The sequence below is a fragment of the Shimia thalassica genome (assembly GCF_001458215.1).
GTDB classification, from domain to species: Bacteria; Pseudomonadota; Alphaproteobacteria; order Rhodobacterales; family Rhodobacteraceae; genus Shimia; species Shimia thalassica.
In genome coordinates this window covers 30554-45249 of the sequence record NZ_CYTW01000001.1, presented here as the reverse complement: position 1 = coordinate 45249, position 14696 = coordinate 30554, and the positions used below count along the sequence as shown (strand labels likewise).

General features: G+C 55.3%; 12 protein-coding genes. 10 read left to right on the top strand and 2 right to left on the bottom strand.

Annotated features, from left to right (window positions below):
* Positions 1-102 precede the first annotated feature (102 nt).
* The 4 genes from proX (at position 103) to betC (ending at position 4591) form a co-directional block, all read left to right on the top strand.
* The gene (gene proX / locus PH7735_RS00130; protein ID WP_058309321.1) at positions 103-1059 is read left to right on the top strand and encodes a glycine betaine/L-proline ABC transporter substrate-binding protein ProX; all 957 of its coding nucleotides are present in this window, start codon (positions 103-105) and stop codon (positions 1057-1059) included.
* Between the two features lie 65 nt (positions 1060-1124).
* Positions 1125-2144, top strand: a complete 1020-nt coding sequence (locus PH7735_RS00125; protein WP_058309320.1) for a quaternary amine ABC transporter ATP-binding protein — start codon at positions 1125-1127, stop codon at positions 2142-2144.
* A gap of 11 nt (positions 2145-2155) precedes the next feature.
* Complete coding sequence (locus PH7735_RS00120; protein ID WP_058309319.1) at positions 2156-3073, top strand: ABC transporter permease; 918 nt, start codon at positions 2156-2158, stop codon at positions 3071-3073.
* Between the two features lie 6 nt (positions 3074-3079).
* On the top strand, positions 3080-4591 hold the full coding sequence (gene betC / locus PH7735_RS00115) for a choline-sulfatase (protein WP_058309318.1): 1512 nt from the start codon (positions 3080-3082) through the stop codon (positions 4589-4591).
* Positions 4592-4710: 119 nt separating this feature from the next.
* Here the strand turns inward: betC and PH7735_RS20475 are convergent, their stop codons facing one another.
* Both PH7735_RS20475 and PH7735_RS00110 read right to left on the bottom strand, forming a co-directional pair.
* A complete protein-coding gene (locus tag PH7735_RS20475; RefSeq protein WP_145865231.1) occupies positions 4711-4890 on the bottom strand; it encodes a hypothetical protein in 180 nt (59 codons plus the stop codon).
* Positions 4891-5065: 175 nt separating this feature from the next.
* Positions 5066-5596 (bottom strand): DUF1415 domain-containing protein, encoded by a 531-nt coding sequence (locus PH7735_RS00110; protein ID WP_233488248.1) that lies wholly within the window; start codon positions 5594-5596, stop codon positions 5066-5068.
* A 1183-nt stretch (positions 5597-6779) separates the two neighbouring features.
* Here PH7735_RS00110 and PH7735_RS00100 point away from each other — a divergent pair.
* The 6 genes from PH7735_RS00100 (at position 6780) to PH7735_RS00075 (ending at position 14539) form a co-directional block, all read left to right on the top strand.
* Positions 6780-7748, top strand: a complete 969-nt coding sequence (locus tag PH7735_RS00100) for an ABC transporter substrate-binding protein (RefSeq protein WP_058309315.1) — start codon at positions 6780-6782, stop codon at positions 7746-7748.
* Positions 7748-9451, top strand: coding sequence for an ABC transporter permease (locus PH7735_RS00095; RefSeq protein ID WP_058309314.1), 1704 nt, complete (start codon positions 7748-7750; stop codon positions 9449-9451). Before PH7735_RS00100 ends, PH7735_RS00095 begins: the two co-directional genes overlap by 1 nt.
* A complete protein-coding gene (locus PH7735_RS00090; RefSeq protein ID WP_058309313.1) occupies positions 9439-10488 on the top strand; it encodes an ABC transporter ATP-binding protein in 1050 nt (349 codons plus the stop codon). Before PH7735_RS00095 ends, PH7735_RS00090 begins: the two co-directional genes overlap by 13 nt.
* Positions 10489-10539: 51 nt before the next feature.
* Positions 10540-11556 (top strand): MBL fold metallo-hydrolase, encoded by a 1017-nt coding sequence (locus tag PH7735_RS00085; protein WP_058309312.1) that lies wholly within the window; start codon positions 10540-10542, stop codon positions 11554-11556.
* Positions 11553-12098 carry a histidine phosphatase family protein gene (locus PH7735_RS00080; protein ID WP_058309311.1) on the top strand — a complete coding sequence of 182 codons (546 nt, stop codon included), beginning with the start codon at positions 11553-11555 and terminating at the stop codon, positions 12096-12098. Before PH7735_RS00085 ends, PH7735_RS00080 begins: the two co-directional genes overlap by 4 nt.
* Before the next feature lie 512 nt (positions 12099-12610).
* Positions 12611-14539, top strand: a complete 1929-nt coding sequence (locus PH7735_RS00075; RefSeq protein ID WP_058309310.1) for a phosphatase PAP2 family protein — start codon at positions 12611-12613, stop codon at positions 14537-14539.
* The last annotated feature ends 157 nt before the right edge of the window (positions 14540-14696 follow it).

The following is a 14696-nucleotide window of genomic DNA, read 5'->3' as shown; positions in this document are numbered from 1 at the left end:
AGCAATGGTTAACACAGTGATGCCTTATCAGCAACTATACGGGCAAAACAAATCCGATAGCTTGGTTTGGAATCAAGACGACCACATCAGCGGAGTGATAAGATGAACAAACTAAAAATAACCACAGCTGTTGCAGCAATCGCTTTTGCCAGCAGCGTATTTGCACAAGATATGCCGGGAAAAGGCGTCACGGTTGAGCCTATCAAAGGAAACCCTGCAAACGCGTGGTTCCAGCATATGGTCGTCCAGCTGGGCCTTGAGGCATTGGGCTATGAAGTCGAAGAAACCCGCGAAGCAGATTTCCCCGCCATGCACCTTGCCGTCGCTTCCGGTGACGCGTCTTACACGGTGAACCACTGGCAACCGCTGCACAATCAGTTCTTTGACAAATCCGGCGGCGACGCTGTCATGGTTCGCGAACACGCGGTCATCACTGGCGCCGGTCAGGGTTTCTATATCGACAAAAAAACTGCCGAGGCTCATGGCATCACCAGCATCGCACAATTGTCTGATCCGGCCGTAGCGGGTTTGTTCGATAGCGACGGCGACGGCAAAGCAAACCTGTCCGGCTGCAACCCCGGGTGGGGCTGCGAACTCAAAATTGAAGACCACATCGATAATCTGGACCTACGTGACACCGTGCATCACGATCAGGGCAGCTATTTCGCGATTATGGCCGATACAATCACGCGCTATAATGAAGGGGCTTCAATCCTTTATTACACATGGACCCCCAACTGGATCAGTGACGTTCTGGTTCCCGGAACGGATGTAGTGCAGATCGGCGTGCAATCCACCGAAGAAGCAATGGATGTCGGTTTCGCAATCAATGACGTTTATGTCGTCGCGAACAAAGAGTTCATGGAAGACAACCCTGCTGCGGCTGCCTTCCTGAACACTGTTGAAATCCCGATTTCTGCGGTCAACGCCGCTCAGGTCAAGTTGCGCGATGGTGAAGACACCGTTGAAGACTTCCGCCGCCATGCGGAAGACTGGGTTGCTGCAAACCAGTCACAATTCGATGCTTGGGTCGCAGAAGCGGCCAAGGCAGCACAATAATCCTCCCTGAACCTTGGAGCACCGGGAAACCGGTGCTTCTTTTTCTTTAATGAGAGAAGGTCACGATGCCTGACGTAGAAATTGAATGTCGCAACCTTTGGAAGATTTACGGCGCCAACGAAAAAGAAGCCCTTCAGGCCGTTCAAAACGAAGGACTTTCAAAAGAGGAAGTGCGCGATCGCTTTAACTGTGTTCTGGGGGTGCGTGACGCGAGTTTTAGCGTCAAAAAGGGCGAGATTTTTTGCATCATGGGCCTGTCTGGTTCTGGCAAATCCACTCTGGTTCGACACATCAACCGTTTGATCGAACCCACCGCTGGCGAAATCCATGTCGCCGGTCATCGCGTCGACACGATGGGCGAAGCCGCGCTGCGCCAATTGCGTGCTGAATCCATTGGTATGGTGTTTCAACATATGGCCCTGTGGCCTCATCGATCACTGGCGCAAAACGTCGGCTTCGGGCTTGAGGTGCGCGATGTACCTTTGGCCAAACGCCGCAAAGCCGCCGAACAAGCACTGGCCGCCATGGACCTTCAGGGGTGGGAAGACCATTACCCAGATCAACTTTCGGGCGGCATGCAGCAACGTGTTGGCCTTGCCCGGGCGCTGGCGGCGGACCCCGATATCCTGCTTATGGACGAACCGTTCTCGGCGCTGGACCCGTTGATCCGCCGGCAATTGCAAGACCAGTTTCTGAACCTGTCCAAGAAGGTGAAGAAGACCACGGTTTTCATCACTCACGATCTGGACGAGGCGATCCGCATGGGCGACCACATCGCCATCATGAATGACGGGGTTATCGTTCAAACCGGAACTCCCGAAGAAATCGTCACCAACCCCAAAGACGCCTATGTGGCAGAATTTGTCAAAGGCATCAGCCGCGTCAGCCTTGTGCGGGCAAAAACAATCATGACGCCTCTAGAGGGGCAAAACCCAACGCAAAAATCCGTGCCGGTCGAGAGTGAATTGGGCGACATTATAGACACATTTATGGACGACCAATCACCTGTGACGGTGCGTGACGCAGAAAACAATCCCGTGGGGATCATTACGATCACCGACGCATTGCGCGCCTTGCGCGGATAAGGGGCACACATATGGATATCTGGAATATTTTTGACAAGGAATGGGTGCCGGTTGGCACTTGGGTCGAAACCGCATTGCAATGGGTTGTCGACAACTTTCGGTTCGTTTTTCAAGCCATTAAGGTGCCCTTTGACATCGTTCTGACAGGGCTGGAAGACGCGCTGACCGGCGCTCCAGACCTTTTGATGCTGGCTGTGATTGTCCTCATCGGGTGGCAGGCGGGCGGCCGCAAGCTGGCTCTGGTCACGGGCGCTTCGATGCTGTCCATCGGGTTGATGGGCGCATGGGAGGAAAGCATGGTAACGCTTTCCATCGTCCTGACTTGCGTCATTTTCTGCTCGCTGATCGGCATTCCATTGGGCATCATGGCGGCGCGGAATGACAAATTCTGGACAGTGCTGCGCCCACTTCTGGATCTGATGCAAACGATCCCGTCGTTTGTGTATCTGGTTCCAATCGTCATGTTGTTTTCAATTGGCAATGTCTCGGGCGTAATCGTGACGTTCATTTACGCTTTGCCTCCGGTTGTGCGATTGACCAATCTCGGCATTCGCCAAGTGCGCGAAGACATGGTCGAAGCCGCGCGTGCCTTTGGCGCAAGCAAGCGACAAACACTGTACAAAGTTGAGCTGCCTCTCGCGATGCCAACCATCATGGCCGGTGTGAACCAGACCATCATGATGGCGCTGTCGATGGTGGTTGTGGCCTCCATGATCTCGGTGACAGGTTTGGGTCAGATGGTGCTGCGCGGCATCGGAAGGTTGGACATGGGGATCGCCACGGTTGGCGGTTTGGGCATCGTGTTCCTTGCCATTGTCATCGACCGGGTGAGCCAGAGCTTTGGCACATCGGCACGCGATCGCGGGCATAAAAAATGGTACGAAACGGGCCCTATTGGTGCGCTTCGCAAACTTGTCGGCAAAGGCTAAACCACCATGACCTCTCCTAACATTCTATTCATTCAGGTCGATCAGCTTACCGCGAATGCGCTGCGCGCCTATGGCGATACGGTGTGTCATGCACCCAATCTTGATGCGCTGGCCAATTCCGGCACCGTGTTCGAGAACGCATATTGCAATTTTCCGCTTTGCGCGCCGTCCCGCTTTTCGATGGCCGCCGGTCAACTGTGCTCGACGATTGGCGCCTATGACAATGCCGCTGAAATGCCGGCGTCGATCCCGACCTATGCGCACTATCTCCGCGCGGCGGGTTATCAAACGGCCCTGTCCGGCAAGATGCACTTTATCGGACCGGATCAATATCACGGGTTTGAAAAGCGGTTGACCCCTGACCTCTATCCAGCTGATTTCAGCTGGGTCCCCAACTGGGGCGATGAAGGCAAACGCGATACGAACGATCAGCGTTCCGTGCTTGTTTCAGGGGTTTGTGAACGGTCAGTCCAGATCGACTTTGACGAGATGGTAACAGCACAGGCCGTGCAACATCTCTACAATCTGGCGCGCTCTGACGACACACGGCCGTTCTTTCTGCAAGTGTCCTACACCCATCCGCATGAACCCTATTTGTGCCGCAAAGTGTATTGGGACCTTTACGAAGGTGTTGATATTCCCTTGCCGAACGTGCCTGCCCTCGCGGCGGATGAACACGATGCGCATTCGCGCCGTTTGCTGACAGATTTCAATATGCTTGATCTGCGGTTCAAGGACGAAGACATCGCACGCGCCCGTCGCGCATACTATGGATCGATAAGCTATATTGATGCGATGGTCGGCCAGGTTCTGGGCACTCTGGATGCAATCGGCAGAAGCGAAGATACGGCCATCATTTTCACCTCGGACCACGGCGAAATGCTGGGGGAACGCGGGATGTGGTTCAAAAAGCACTTCTATGAACGCGCGTTGCAAGTGCCTTTGCTTATGAAACTGCCCAATCAGACGCCTGCGCGAGTTTCGACGCCGGCCTCACTGGTTGATCTCCTGCCGACATTTATGGGCATCGCAAAAGGTGAAGTCTGGCAAAGCGAGATTGAAGCGCTGGAAGGGCATGATCTCACACAATGTCTGGAAACAGAAGACGATCCCGAGCGTCCAGTTTTCGCAGAATACCTTGCCGAAGCAACACCAACGCCGATCCTTATGATCCGCAAAGGGAATTACAAATTCATCTACTCCCGGCATGATCCGTTGCTAATGTTTGACCTTGAAAATGATCCAGACGAACTTTCCAACATTGCAGATCACCCCGATCAGGCTGAACGCGTGGCCGAATTCGAAAAGATGATCTCAGAGAAATGGGACATCGACAGTTTGACCGCTGACATCATCGGAAGCCAAAAGCGCCGTCGCCTTATCGTTGAGGGCTATAAAGGCGGCATGAAGCCCCGCTGGAACCACGCTGAAGAAGCAACCGATGAGGTCATTTGGTATCGTGGTGAAGGGGGCTACAACGAATGGGCCTTTTCATTCCTGCCAGTGAGAATGACGTAAGGCGCCCCCGGACGCCTATGTACATGCTTTGATCACTTTTCGGGCGAATTTCGGTTTTCGCTCTTTCCTCTGGGGGTAAACAACGCTTCGCTGTTTATCCTCGGAGGAAGCCGCCATGCTTATTGGGACATTGATCCATCCAGATTTCGTGGCGGGCTATAACCCGCCCGCCCCAATACCTCGGCCATGGCCACACCGCGCTGGGCTTTGAGAACATCGGCATCATGGATGATCTTTACCGCCAACGGAGTCTGGCTGATCAGCGCAATTGCAACGCCTGCGAACCTAAGGCAAGTCACAGGTGTGAACGAACGCACCTTGGAGTAGGCACTTCGCGAAAGGTTCGGCCTAACACCTGATGAGTTTGTAAAGAACCGGAGACAGTTTGGAGTACGCCAAAGCCCTGAAGCAGCGGAGGCAGAGAAACTGTCCATTGCAGACATCTCTGCGGCCCCAAGGCGATGCAAACAGTTTTCATTTTCCCCAGGGGCAAAGCGCTTCGATCTCTCGGCGACCAAGTTTATTCAATGCCTTTATGTTATCCAAATAGATCTTCTCGGGGTCCGAAACGTGCGCGAGGACTTTGGTCATCTGATCTTGGCGCAGAAGATGTATGGTTGGGTAGGGTGAGCGATTGGTAAAGTGACTAAGGTCGTCTGCCGCCACACCCTCAAATTGATACTGAGGATGAAAAGACGCCAATTGCACATGATCTGTCAGGTCTGCTTGCTCCAATAGCTGCTGGAACCAATCGAGTACGTCGAGGAAATCTCCGAACTCTTCTAGACCTTGGGTAATCATGAGCAAGCTCGTGGCCACGTCATTTTCGTTCGTCTCAAGCAAACGCTGTAATTCAGTCAGATAGAACTGCTGTAGTTCTGCATCGGTGGTGGCATCACATACGGCATAAAAGACTTGGTTTCGGGCTATGACGCTCGAGGAAAACGGGCATAGATTTAGTCCTACGACCATCTGGTCAAGCCATCGGCGGGTGTTTTCAACCACGTCTTGATGAGCCTGCGATAGCGTCTTGGGGTCAAACGTATTGATGCGACAGGTCCTTTCTTGTTTGACCGGCTTAAAGCATGTTCTGCCTATTTTTCCAATTTGCTTTCCGCAGCCAAAACCATCGAAACACCGAGGATACAACCGTCATTAGTTTGGCTCTACCCCTCACCTTTTTGCGAACGCCCCATTGCGGTCATTGATGGCCATTCAGGCAACGTCTGATTTGAACCCAGAATGACCGATGCTGCGCTTTGCGCCATTGGCTACTATTGAGGAACAAACTCTAGCCAACCTGCCGAATTAGCAACATATTGAAAACCAATAAACAGTGCCAACGCTATGAGCCAATGGATGAACGTCTTCCAACGCCTGCCCTCTTTGGGGAACCATTTGAATTTACGTAGCCAACCCAAGACTAAGTCCATGAACATAAGTATGAACATGAAGTGGCGAAAAAACAGGTAGACAACCAAAACGACAAGGATGACTCCTGCGACCGTGTTTGTCGGAGCAATCTCCCAGCTGTTTCCATTGGTTGAAGTGGTTATCTTATTGTCCATCTGTTCACTGCCTCTGTGGTTGCATCACATCTCCCCCTAACACGCGACAGCAAGCAACCCACAATGGGGGATTACTAAGAAAAAGTCGCTCGTCCGGTTTCAGTGAACGTCTGTTTTGACCTGCAACCCGGGCATTCAAGTAAAACACACAGAATAACCGCTGCCCCCTTGCTTCCAATTGGTCCTGTTTGCTGACTTTTTACAGTGGAGCTCTTTTCGAACCTGAAAGATGAAGCAAAAATTCTGTGCAAAATTGCAAGGCTAGCGTCATGTTGTCGTTGTGGCAGGGAGTGGTGGATCAGCTATGAAAACACCAGATTTACCTACCGTTCTCGCTATGCCCTGCCAAAAACCAATGCGATTGGGTTCGGCGCACGACCGCAGATAGCGCGTCGTTCTCGGGCTATGACGCAATGGTTTGATCTCTTCTCTGAAGGGCTCCCAATCGCACGGTGCCTTATTGGGTTTATTATGTTATTTCTCAACAACTTAGGTGAACTTCAGCTTCCCCATACATAAATAAAAATTTCAAACAACTGATACAAAACTGTCTAGCTTCTCAGGGATAAGGCGCATCCTGAATTGCTTTCATTCGAAAGCGATAACCTCTGGAGAGCCCCATGAAGTCCTTCGCCACATCCACCGCTTTCGCGCTTTTGGCCAGCACAGCCATGGCCGACACGATTACTCTTTACACCTCACAACCCAATGCCGATGCGCAGCGCACGGTTGACGCATTTATGGCCGCCAATCCCGGCACCGAAGTTGACTGGGTTCGCGACGGCACAACAAAACTGATGGCGCGTCTGCGTGCCGAGATTGAGGCCGGAAACCCGCAGCCCGATGTCCTGTTGATCGCAGATACCGTGACACTGGAAGGCATGGCGCAAGAGGGTCTTTTGACCGCTTATCAATCGCAAGAGGCCGGTGCCTATGACGCGGCGCTGTATTCTGCCGAAGGCTACTATCACTCGACCAAACTGATCACGACCGGGATCGTTTACAACACAGGTGTTGAAGCGGCGCCAACGTCATGGAAAGACCTCTCGGAGGCCGCCATCAAAGGGCAAATCGCGATGCCTTCGCCGCTGTATTCCGGTGCCGCGCTGATCCACCTTGCAACGCTGACCGGCGATAAGACATTGGGCTGGGGTTACTACGAAAACCTCGCTGCGAATGAGGCCCGCGCACAGGGCGGTAACGGCGGCACTTTCAAAGCCGTCGCCTCGGGTGAAAAACCTTATGGCATGGTTGTCGACTTCCTCGCGATCCGCAACAAGGCTGATGGCTCGCCTGTTGACTTTGTCTTCCCCAAAGAAGGCGTTTCTTACGTCACCGAACCTGTCGCGATCATGTCCTCTGCCAAGAACGTCGAAGGCGCAGAGAAATTCGTCGACTTTCTGCTGAGCTCCGAAGGCCAAGAGCTTGTTTTGGAGATGGGTTATATCCCTGCCCGTAACGGTATGGGCGTCCCCGAAGGGTTTCCCGCCCGTGACGATATCAAGCTGATGGCCTTTGACCCGGCCGAGGCCCTTGCAAACGCCGAAGCCAACAAAGTCAAATTCTCAGAGCTTTTCGGCGCCAACTGATGAACGCCATCCAACAATCTGGAGGCAGCCGGTCCGAGGCCCGGCTGCTCTCTGCTATTCTTGTTATCGCGATTTGTCTGACGCTCGCACCGGTTCTGCGTCTGTTTGTGGAAGGCGTCACCGATCAGGGCAGCCCCAGCCTGACCCTCATGCGCGAGGTGCTGGCCCAGCCTTCGACGCTGAACGCTCTTAAGCATTCGCTGGTCACGGCCGGTTTTGGCACATTGGTATCGCTGGTGTTGGGCGCGGCCTTTGCATTTCTGGTGGCGTTGACGGATTTGCGCGCCAAGGCGGCTTTGGTGTTTTGCCTGATGATCCCGATGATGATCCCGCCGCAGATCACTGCGCTGTCTTGGACCCAGATCATGGGCCCTTCTTCGGTTTTGCTAAAGACATTGGGCATTGCCCCCCCGCTTGGCGCGCCACAGCCGCTTTATTCACCACAAGGGATCATCTTCCTGCTGGGCATCCAGCATATGTCGATTATTTTTCTGACCCTGCGCGCTGGTCTGCGTTCAATCCCACAAGACGTGGTTGAGGCCGCCCGCATCAGCGGTGCCAAAGGTCTGCGCACATGGTGGCAAGTTGTGATGCCGCTGACCTTGCCCAGTCTGGCGGCCGGCACGGCGATTACCTTTGTGACTGCGCTTGGCAATTTTGGCATTCCGGCGATGCTGGGCATTCCGGCGGGCTATGCGACCCTCCCGACACTCGTTTATCAAAAGCTGGCCGGTATGGGGACAACCGTCCTGGCCGAAGTTTCGGTTCTGGCGATGCTGATCGGGGCCGTCGCCGTGGCGGGCATTCTGTTGCAACGCCTGTGTCAATCGCGTCAAAAACTACATCTTGTGGGCAGCACTTCCCGCCCTTTGGCCTTACCGTTGGGTGCCGCCCGTCTGCCGGTCGAGATTTTCCTCTGGACGGTGGTCTTTGCCATCCTTGTCCTGCCGATGTTCGGGCTTTTGGCAACATCATTGGTGCCTGCATACGGGGTGTCGCTGCGGCTTGATACAGTGACGCTTGCCTCCTGGTATGAGGTTCTATTCCGCCAGCCTGTCACGTCACGAGCCTTTGCCAACTCTTTTGGGCTGGCTGTAGGGGCGTCTGTCGTTTTGGTCATTCTCTGCCTGCCCTTGGCGTGGCTGATGGAACGGCGCAAAACGCGACTTGCCCGCCTCTTCGACAGCCTGCTTGATTTGCCCTACGCGTTGCCAGGTGTTGTCCTGTCAATTGCGATGATCTTGCTGCTGATCAAGCTGCCCTTTACCGAGGCCACGCTCTACGGCACCATCTGGATCATCTTTCTGGCCTATCTCGCGCGTTTCTTTGCGGTGATGTTTCGCCCGGTTCAGGCAAGCTTGAAGCAATTTGATCCTGCCATGGACGAGGCCGCGCAATCGGTCGGGGCTTCTCTCTACCGACGGCTGCGTGATGTGATCTTTCCCCTTTCGGCACCAGCGGCGGCGGCAGGGGCAATCCTTGTTTTTCTCACCGCGTTTAACGAACTCACGGTTTCTGCGCTCTTGTGGTCTTCGGGCACCGAGACATTGGGCGTGGTGATTTTCAATCTCGATGACAGCGGCGAAACCGGCATGGCCAGCGCCTTGGCGATGACCATCGTTTTTGTGGTCGTGGCCCTTATGGCGCTGATCCAACTGTTTTCCCGCCGCTTTCCCAAAGGAGTTGTCCCATGGCAGACATAGACCTGTCCTGCGTTGGCAAAACATTCGCTGGCACGCCTGCGCTGCAAGACATCACAACCCGTTTTGAGGATGGCGAGTTCATCGCGCTTTTGGGGCCGTCCGGCTGTGGCAAGACCACCCTCTTGCGCCTCCTGGCAGGTTTCGAAGCGCCCAGCAGCGGTCAGATCCGTATCGGCACACGCGAAATGGCCAATGCCGAAACGGGGGCAAACCTGCCCCCGGAGGAACGCAACATAGGGTTTGTTTTTCAATCATACGCCCTCTGGCCGCATATGTCGGTACGCCGCAACGTATCCTACCCCCTGGAAATCCGCAGGTTCTCAAAGGCAGAGGTCACCAGACATACCGATGCGGCGCTCGCCTCGACTGGGCTTGAAGCATATGCCGACCGCATGCCTTCTGACCTGTCCGGCGGGCAACGGCAGAGGGTCGCTTTAGCGCGCTGCCTTGTGTCTGATCCCTGTGCCGTCCTACTGGATGAGCCCCTTGCCAATCTCGATGTCGCACTGCGGGCCACGATGCAGGGCGTCTTTACCGACTTTCACAAACGCACCGGTGCCACGATGGTCTATGTCACCCATGATCAGGCCGAAGCCATGGCAATGGCTGACCGGATTGCGGTGATGGATCAGGGCCGCATTCAGCAATTCGACACGCCACAAACCCTGTATGAGCGCCCCAAGAACCGCTTTGTTGCCGAATTTGTCGGACGCGGGACCGTCGTGCCCGTGCAAGAAATCAAACAGGACGGAAGCGCACAGCGGGCGCGGATACTCGGAGCAGAGGTTGACGTGCAATCGGCACAGCAAGCGGCGCGGGTCAGTCATGTCTGCCTGCGCCCCGAAAACCTGACCATCTCCGAGAGTGGCGATCTGCGCAGCAAGGTCGCACGCGTCACCTATATGGGCGGGAAATATCTGTTGGAAACGGTGACCGACTGCGGCGCGTCCTTGTTTGCAGAAACGCGCGCCCGTTTCGAAGTCGGCGCGCAATTGGGCGTGACCATCACAACACCCTGGGCCTTTTCAGAGGAATAAATGCAAAGCATACGATTACTTTCCGGCATCGGGGACAAAGGCCCTGCATGCATGCAATTGACCGTGGACAACCGGATCTGGCTTCTTGATTGCGGCTTTGGCCCCGAGGCCAACGCGCATTTCAATCCTGCATGGCTTGAAGGGGCCGAGGCGGTGTTCATCACCCACGACCACATTGATCACATCGGAGGCGCGTCCCATGCGGTTGAAGCAGGGTTGCCTATTTATGCCACGACACAAACAGCCAAAGCGTTGCCCCCCGCAGCCAATGTGCATCTGTTGCCCGAACAGGGCCAGACGACAATCAACGGCGTCACCCTGACCACCGGTCGCAATGGCCATGCGATGGGTGGGGTCTGGTTCCATTTCGATCTCGGCGAAGGTCTGTTCTATTCCGGTGATTGGTCCGAGGAATCCGACTGGTTCACTTTTGATATGCCGCCCCCTGCCGCGACAGCGATCTTGGATTGCTCTTATCATCTTGACGATGTGCCGCAGTCGGATCGGCTCAAGGCGCTGAATTCGTTTTTGGACGGGGTCGAGGGACAAGTGCTTTTGCCCGCCCCGCCCTCTGGTCGCGCGGGCGAAATGGCCCTGCATTTGATAAGGCGTTATGGATGTGAAAGCGTGATGCTTGACCCTGAATGCCAATCCACGCTGCGCGCCGCATTGAGCAGCGGTGCCGTCAGCACAGATGCACAGGAAATCGCCCCGCTTTTGGACCGTGGCCCGATGGAACAGGCACGGTTTCTGATTTGTGACACGCCCAACGCCGACGGAGGCTCTGCTTGGGGTTATGTGCGGGCATGGCATGAAAGCGGGCGTCTGGGGCGCGACGCGCATGTTGTGTTCACCGGCCATATGACCGCCCATGCGCGTGGCATTCGCAGCGTTACGGGCGGGTATTTCCGGCGTTGGAATGTGCATCCGCCGCTGCGCGATCAGGTAAAGATGTTAGCGCGCCTCGGCGCAAAACGTTTTGCCCCTGCCTTTTGCACGAAACCGGAAGATTACCTGATTGAGGAGCTGGACGCCGAGGTGTTTTTTCACGATCGGGTGCGCCTATGATTGCGACACACCTACCCTCTCGCAGTTTTTGCCTGATCCGCCACGGCGAGACGACAGCCAACGCGGATGAAATCATCGCCGGAGTAACGGATGTGCCGCTCACCCAGAGGGGTTGTGATCAGGCGCGTGCGCTTTCGCACAGGCTCTGGCCAGAACCGATTGCACTTTTTGCCAGCCCAATGTCACGCGCCCAGTGCACCGCAAGGCTTGCCTTTCCGGGCCAAGCGTTCGAACTGCATAACGGATTGCGCGAGCGAGACTGGGGCGTCTTCGAAGGGCACCCCTTGAGCAACCAGCCCGTCCGTGAAGACACGCCGGATCGCGGCGAAAGCTGGCCTGATATGCTGATGCGCGTACAAACGACGATCATCGATATCTGCGCGGCATCAGAGGCGGCGCTGCCGGTCATGGTCTGTCACTCAGGCATAATCCGCGCCGCGCGCGTGCTTTGGACAACAGGTGATGTCGGCCAACGTCCCCCAAACGCAATACCGGTTTTGTTTGAAAAAGCAGGGCAACAAATGCTGGAGAAGACTTTATGACCCAAGCAGCACGATCCCCTGTGTGATTTTGAATAGATGGCGCCCTTACCAAAGCAGAGTCTTAGCGGTCAGATGGCCGCTCTTTCTGTTTGTGGAAACATTCACAAACAAGACATTTTCAAAGTGTTACACCAGCAGACATCGCAATCTGACCGGCCTTTGGAGTTAATGGAAAACTGCCAGATTTTCATTTGAGCGCAGACAACCGTGCGTTTATGGTCCTGAAAGTCCTGATTTTTCCCAAAGTCGGGTTTGGTCCTATCTCCTGAAAAGTCAGCTATTGTGATCAGCCCCATCTATTTGGTCCAGTTTGAATGTTGGTGCATGCGTGGCCTGGACTCCATCGGCAAGTCGCTTACGAAAACGGCTCCGAGATTCCGGTAATCGAAAAAAGTTGCAATATTTCGTTAATTTTTTCCAGTTTTTGTCTCGAAGTAACGATTTCGGCCAAATCGGTAACGATCCGGTAATGCTGCCTGTGCCCCATGCCCTTGCACGACAAGGAGGGCACCATGTCCAAAGAGGTAAGTTTCACATTTCCGGCTCCGGTTAGCACGGAGTCTGACCAAGTGGTCGAGGCGCTCAAGCGTCGTGCTGCGATGATCCCTTTGGCTGCTCTGGAGGTTGAAACCCATTGCAACGGCGAGGCCGAGGCTTTTCACGACACATGGCCAACCAGCTTTTCTAAAGGGCTGGAACACAACACTTTTGGTATTGTGACGCCCTATTCCTACACCAGCTTTTTTGCAGAGATTACCGACCCAAGCTATACCGACAACGCCGGAAACCGGATCGCGTTGTTTGATCTGCCGGCCTATTGCGGCACCTTCCAAACCCAGCCGCATACTGATGGGGGCGATTTTGGTTGGCGTGACTGGGATATGCCTTTCCCCGATCAACAGCTTGTCACAGAAGTGAAAACAGTTGCGTTGCCGCCGGCGCCCGGCCTCGGGTCGGACGAGCTCGCTGCGGAAATGGCCGAGCTTTACGCAATGGCGCATCTGCGGGATCATTCTTTTGAAGATTTGCGTAGCAGCAAAGCCGCCGAACACGTCGCTTTGGCGCTGTCCAATATGGCATGGTTCGATCCCAAACAGACGCCAACAGATGCCAATGGCAACGCCCTAGACTCAGTGTCCAGCTGCCGGCGCGTTCGGGATGGCGAAGGTTTGACGTCGCAATCCCTGTTCCGCGGAGCAAGCGCGGGCTGTGCTGATGGTCCCTATGTGTCGCAATTTCTTTTGCAGGGAGCGACCTCAGAAGATGATGCAAACCTGACGGCACGGGATGGGTTTATCCCAAACGGCGCCGAACCCTTGGATCAGCGGATCACTGCGCCTCAGCCGGGAGTGGATTACCTGCGTGACTGGGCCGAGTGGCTGGATGTTCAGAATGGTGCCAACACAAAACAAGAGCGCGCCACTTTTGAGGGCGAGAGAAAGTTCATTGAAACCCCGCGCGATCTGGCGACACTGGCCTGCGCGGATGCGTCTTGTGATACCTATCTTAACGCGATCCTTCTGCTGATGAACTGGGGCACCGCATGCGATCCCGGACTGCCCGACGATCATGCCGAAGATCGCTTTGCCAGCTTGGAAAAATCATATCTTCTGTCCTTGGTGACGGAAACCGCGACACGGGCGCATCGGGCGTCGTGGCGACAGAAGTTTCAGGTGCACAACCGCGCCCGTCCTGAAAAACTGGGCAGTGTGGCCTGTTTGGTTGAAAACGGATACGGCGCGGAACTTGGTGCGGCCGAGGCTATGGCCTCTCGGCATCTGGACAAGCTCGACACGGCCTATGCTGAGGGTTTTGATCTGGTCGAAGCGATTGTTGCGGCCCCGTCCGAACGCCGGTTCAAGCATGCCTCCCCGTCCTGGCGTCGCCTACCCGAGATTACGCGCAACCTGTTGTTGCCGATGACGTGCCCCGAAGGTTCGCCGATGCATCCGTCTTACGGGGCGGGACATGCCGCAGTGGCGGGTGCCTGCGTGACCATGATCAAGGCGTTTTTCCGCACCCATGACGCAGACCGTACGCCAATGTCTCTGCGGGATGCAGGTGCCCCCGAGGTGTGTGTTCCTGAAGCAGGCGGTCTGGCTTTGGCGCCGGCACAAGACGGCGACACGCCCGAGACCCTAACCCTGAACGGAGAGTTGAACAAACTGGCGGAGAACCTGTCGCTCGCGGGCTGTATGGCGGGCGTGCATTATTACAGTGACTGCTTTGAAAGCCTGCGCATGGGAGAGCGGATCGCGGTCGGTATTCTGTCAGAGCAGATGGTCGCCTTCTCCCAAGACGTGACCATGACACTTGAAACCTTTGACGGCGACACGCTGACCATTTCCGGAAATGGGCGCGGTGACGCGGACATTCACCTGCACGGTTGCAGTTTGCACGACTGGTGGACACGTCACCTGCCGTCACAGACCAAGGCGTAACGCCATGAAACAAAGAACATATCGACCATCGTTTGAATAAACACGCTGGTCGTTTCCCCCCTGTCTGCCGGAAGAGCCTTGTCCCCAGCTGTGCTCTCCGGGCCGACGCGGCCGCAGGAGCCCGTCCTGCGGCCGCCCAAATTCAAATCCGCACTGT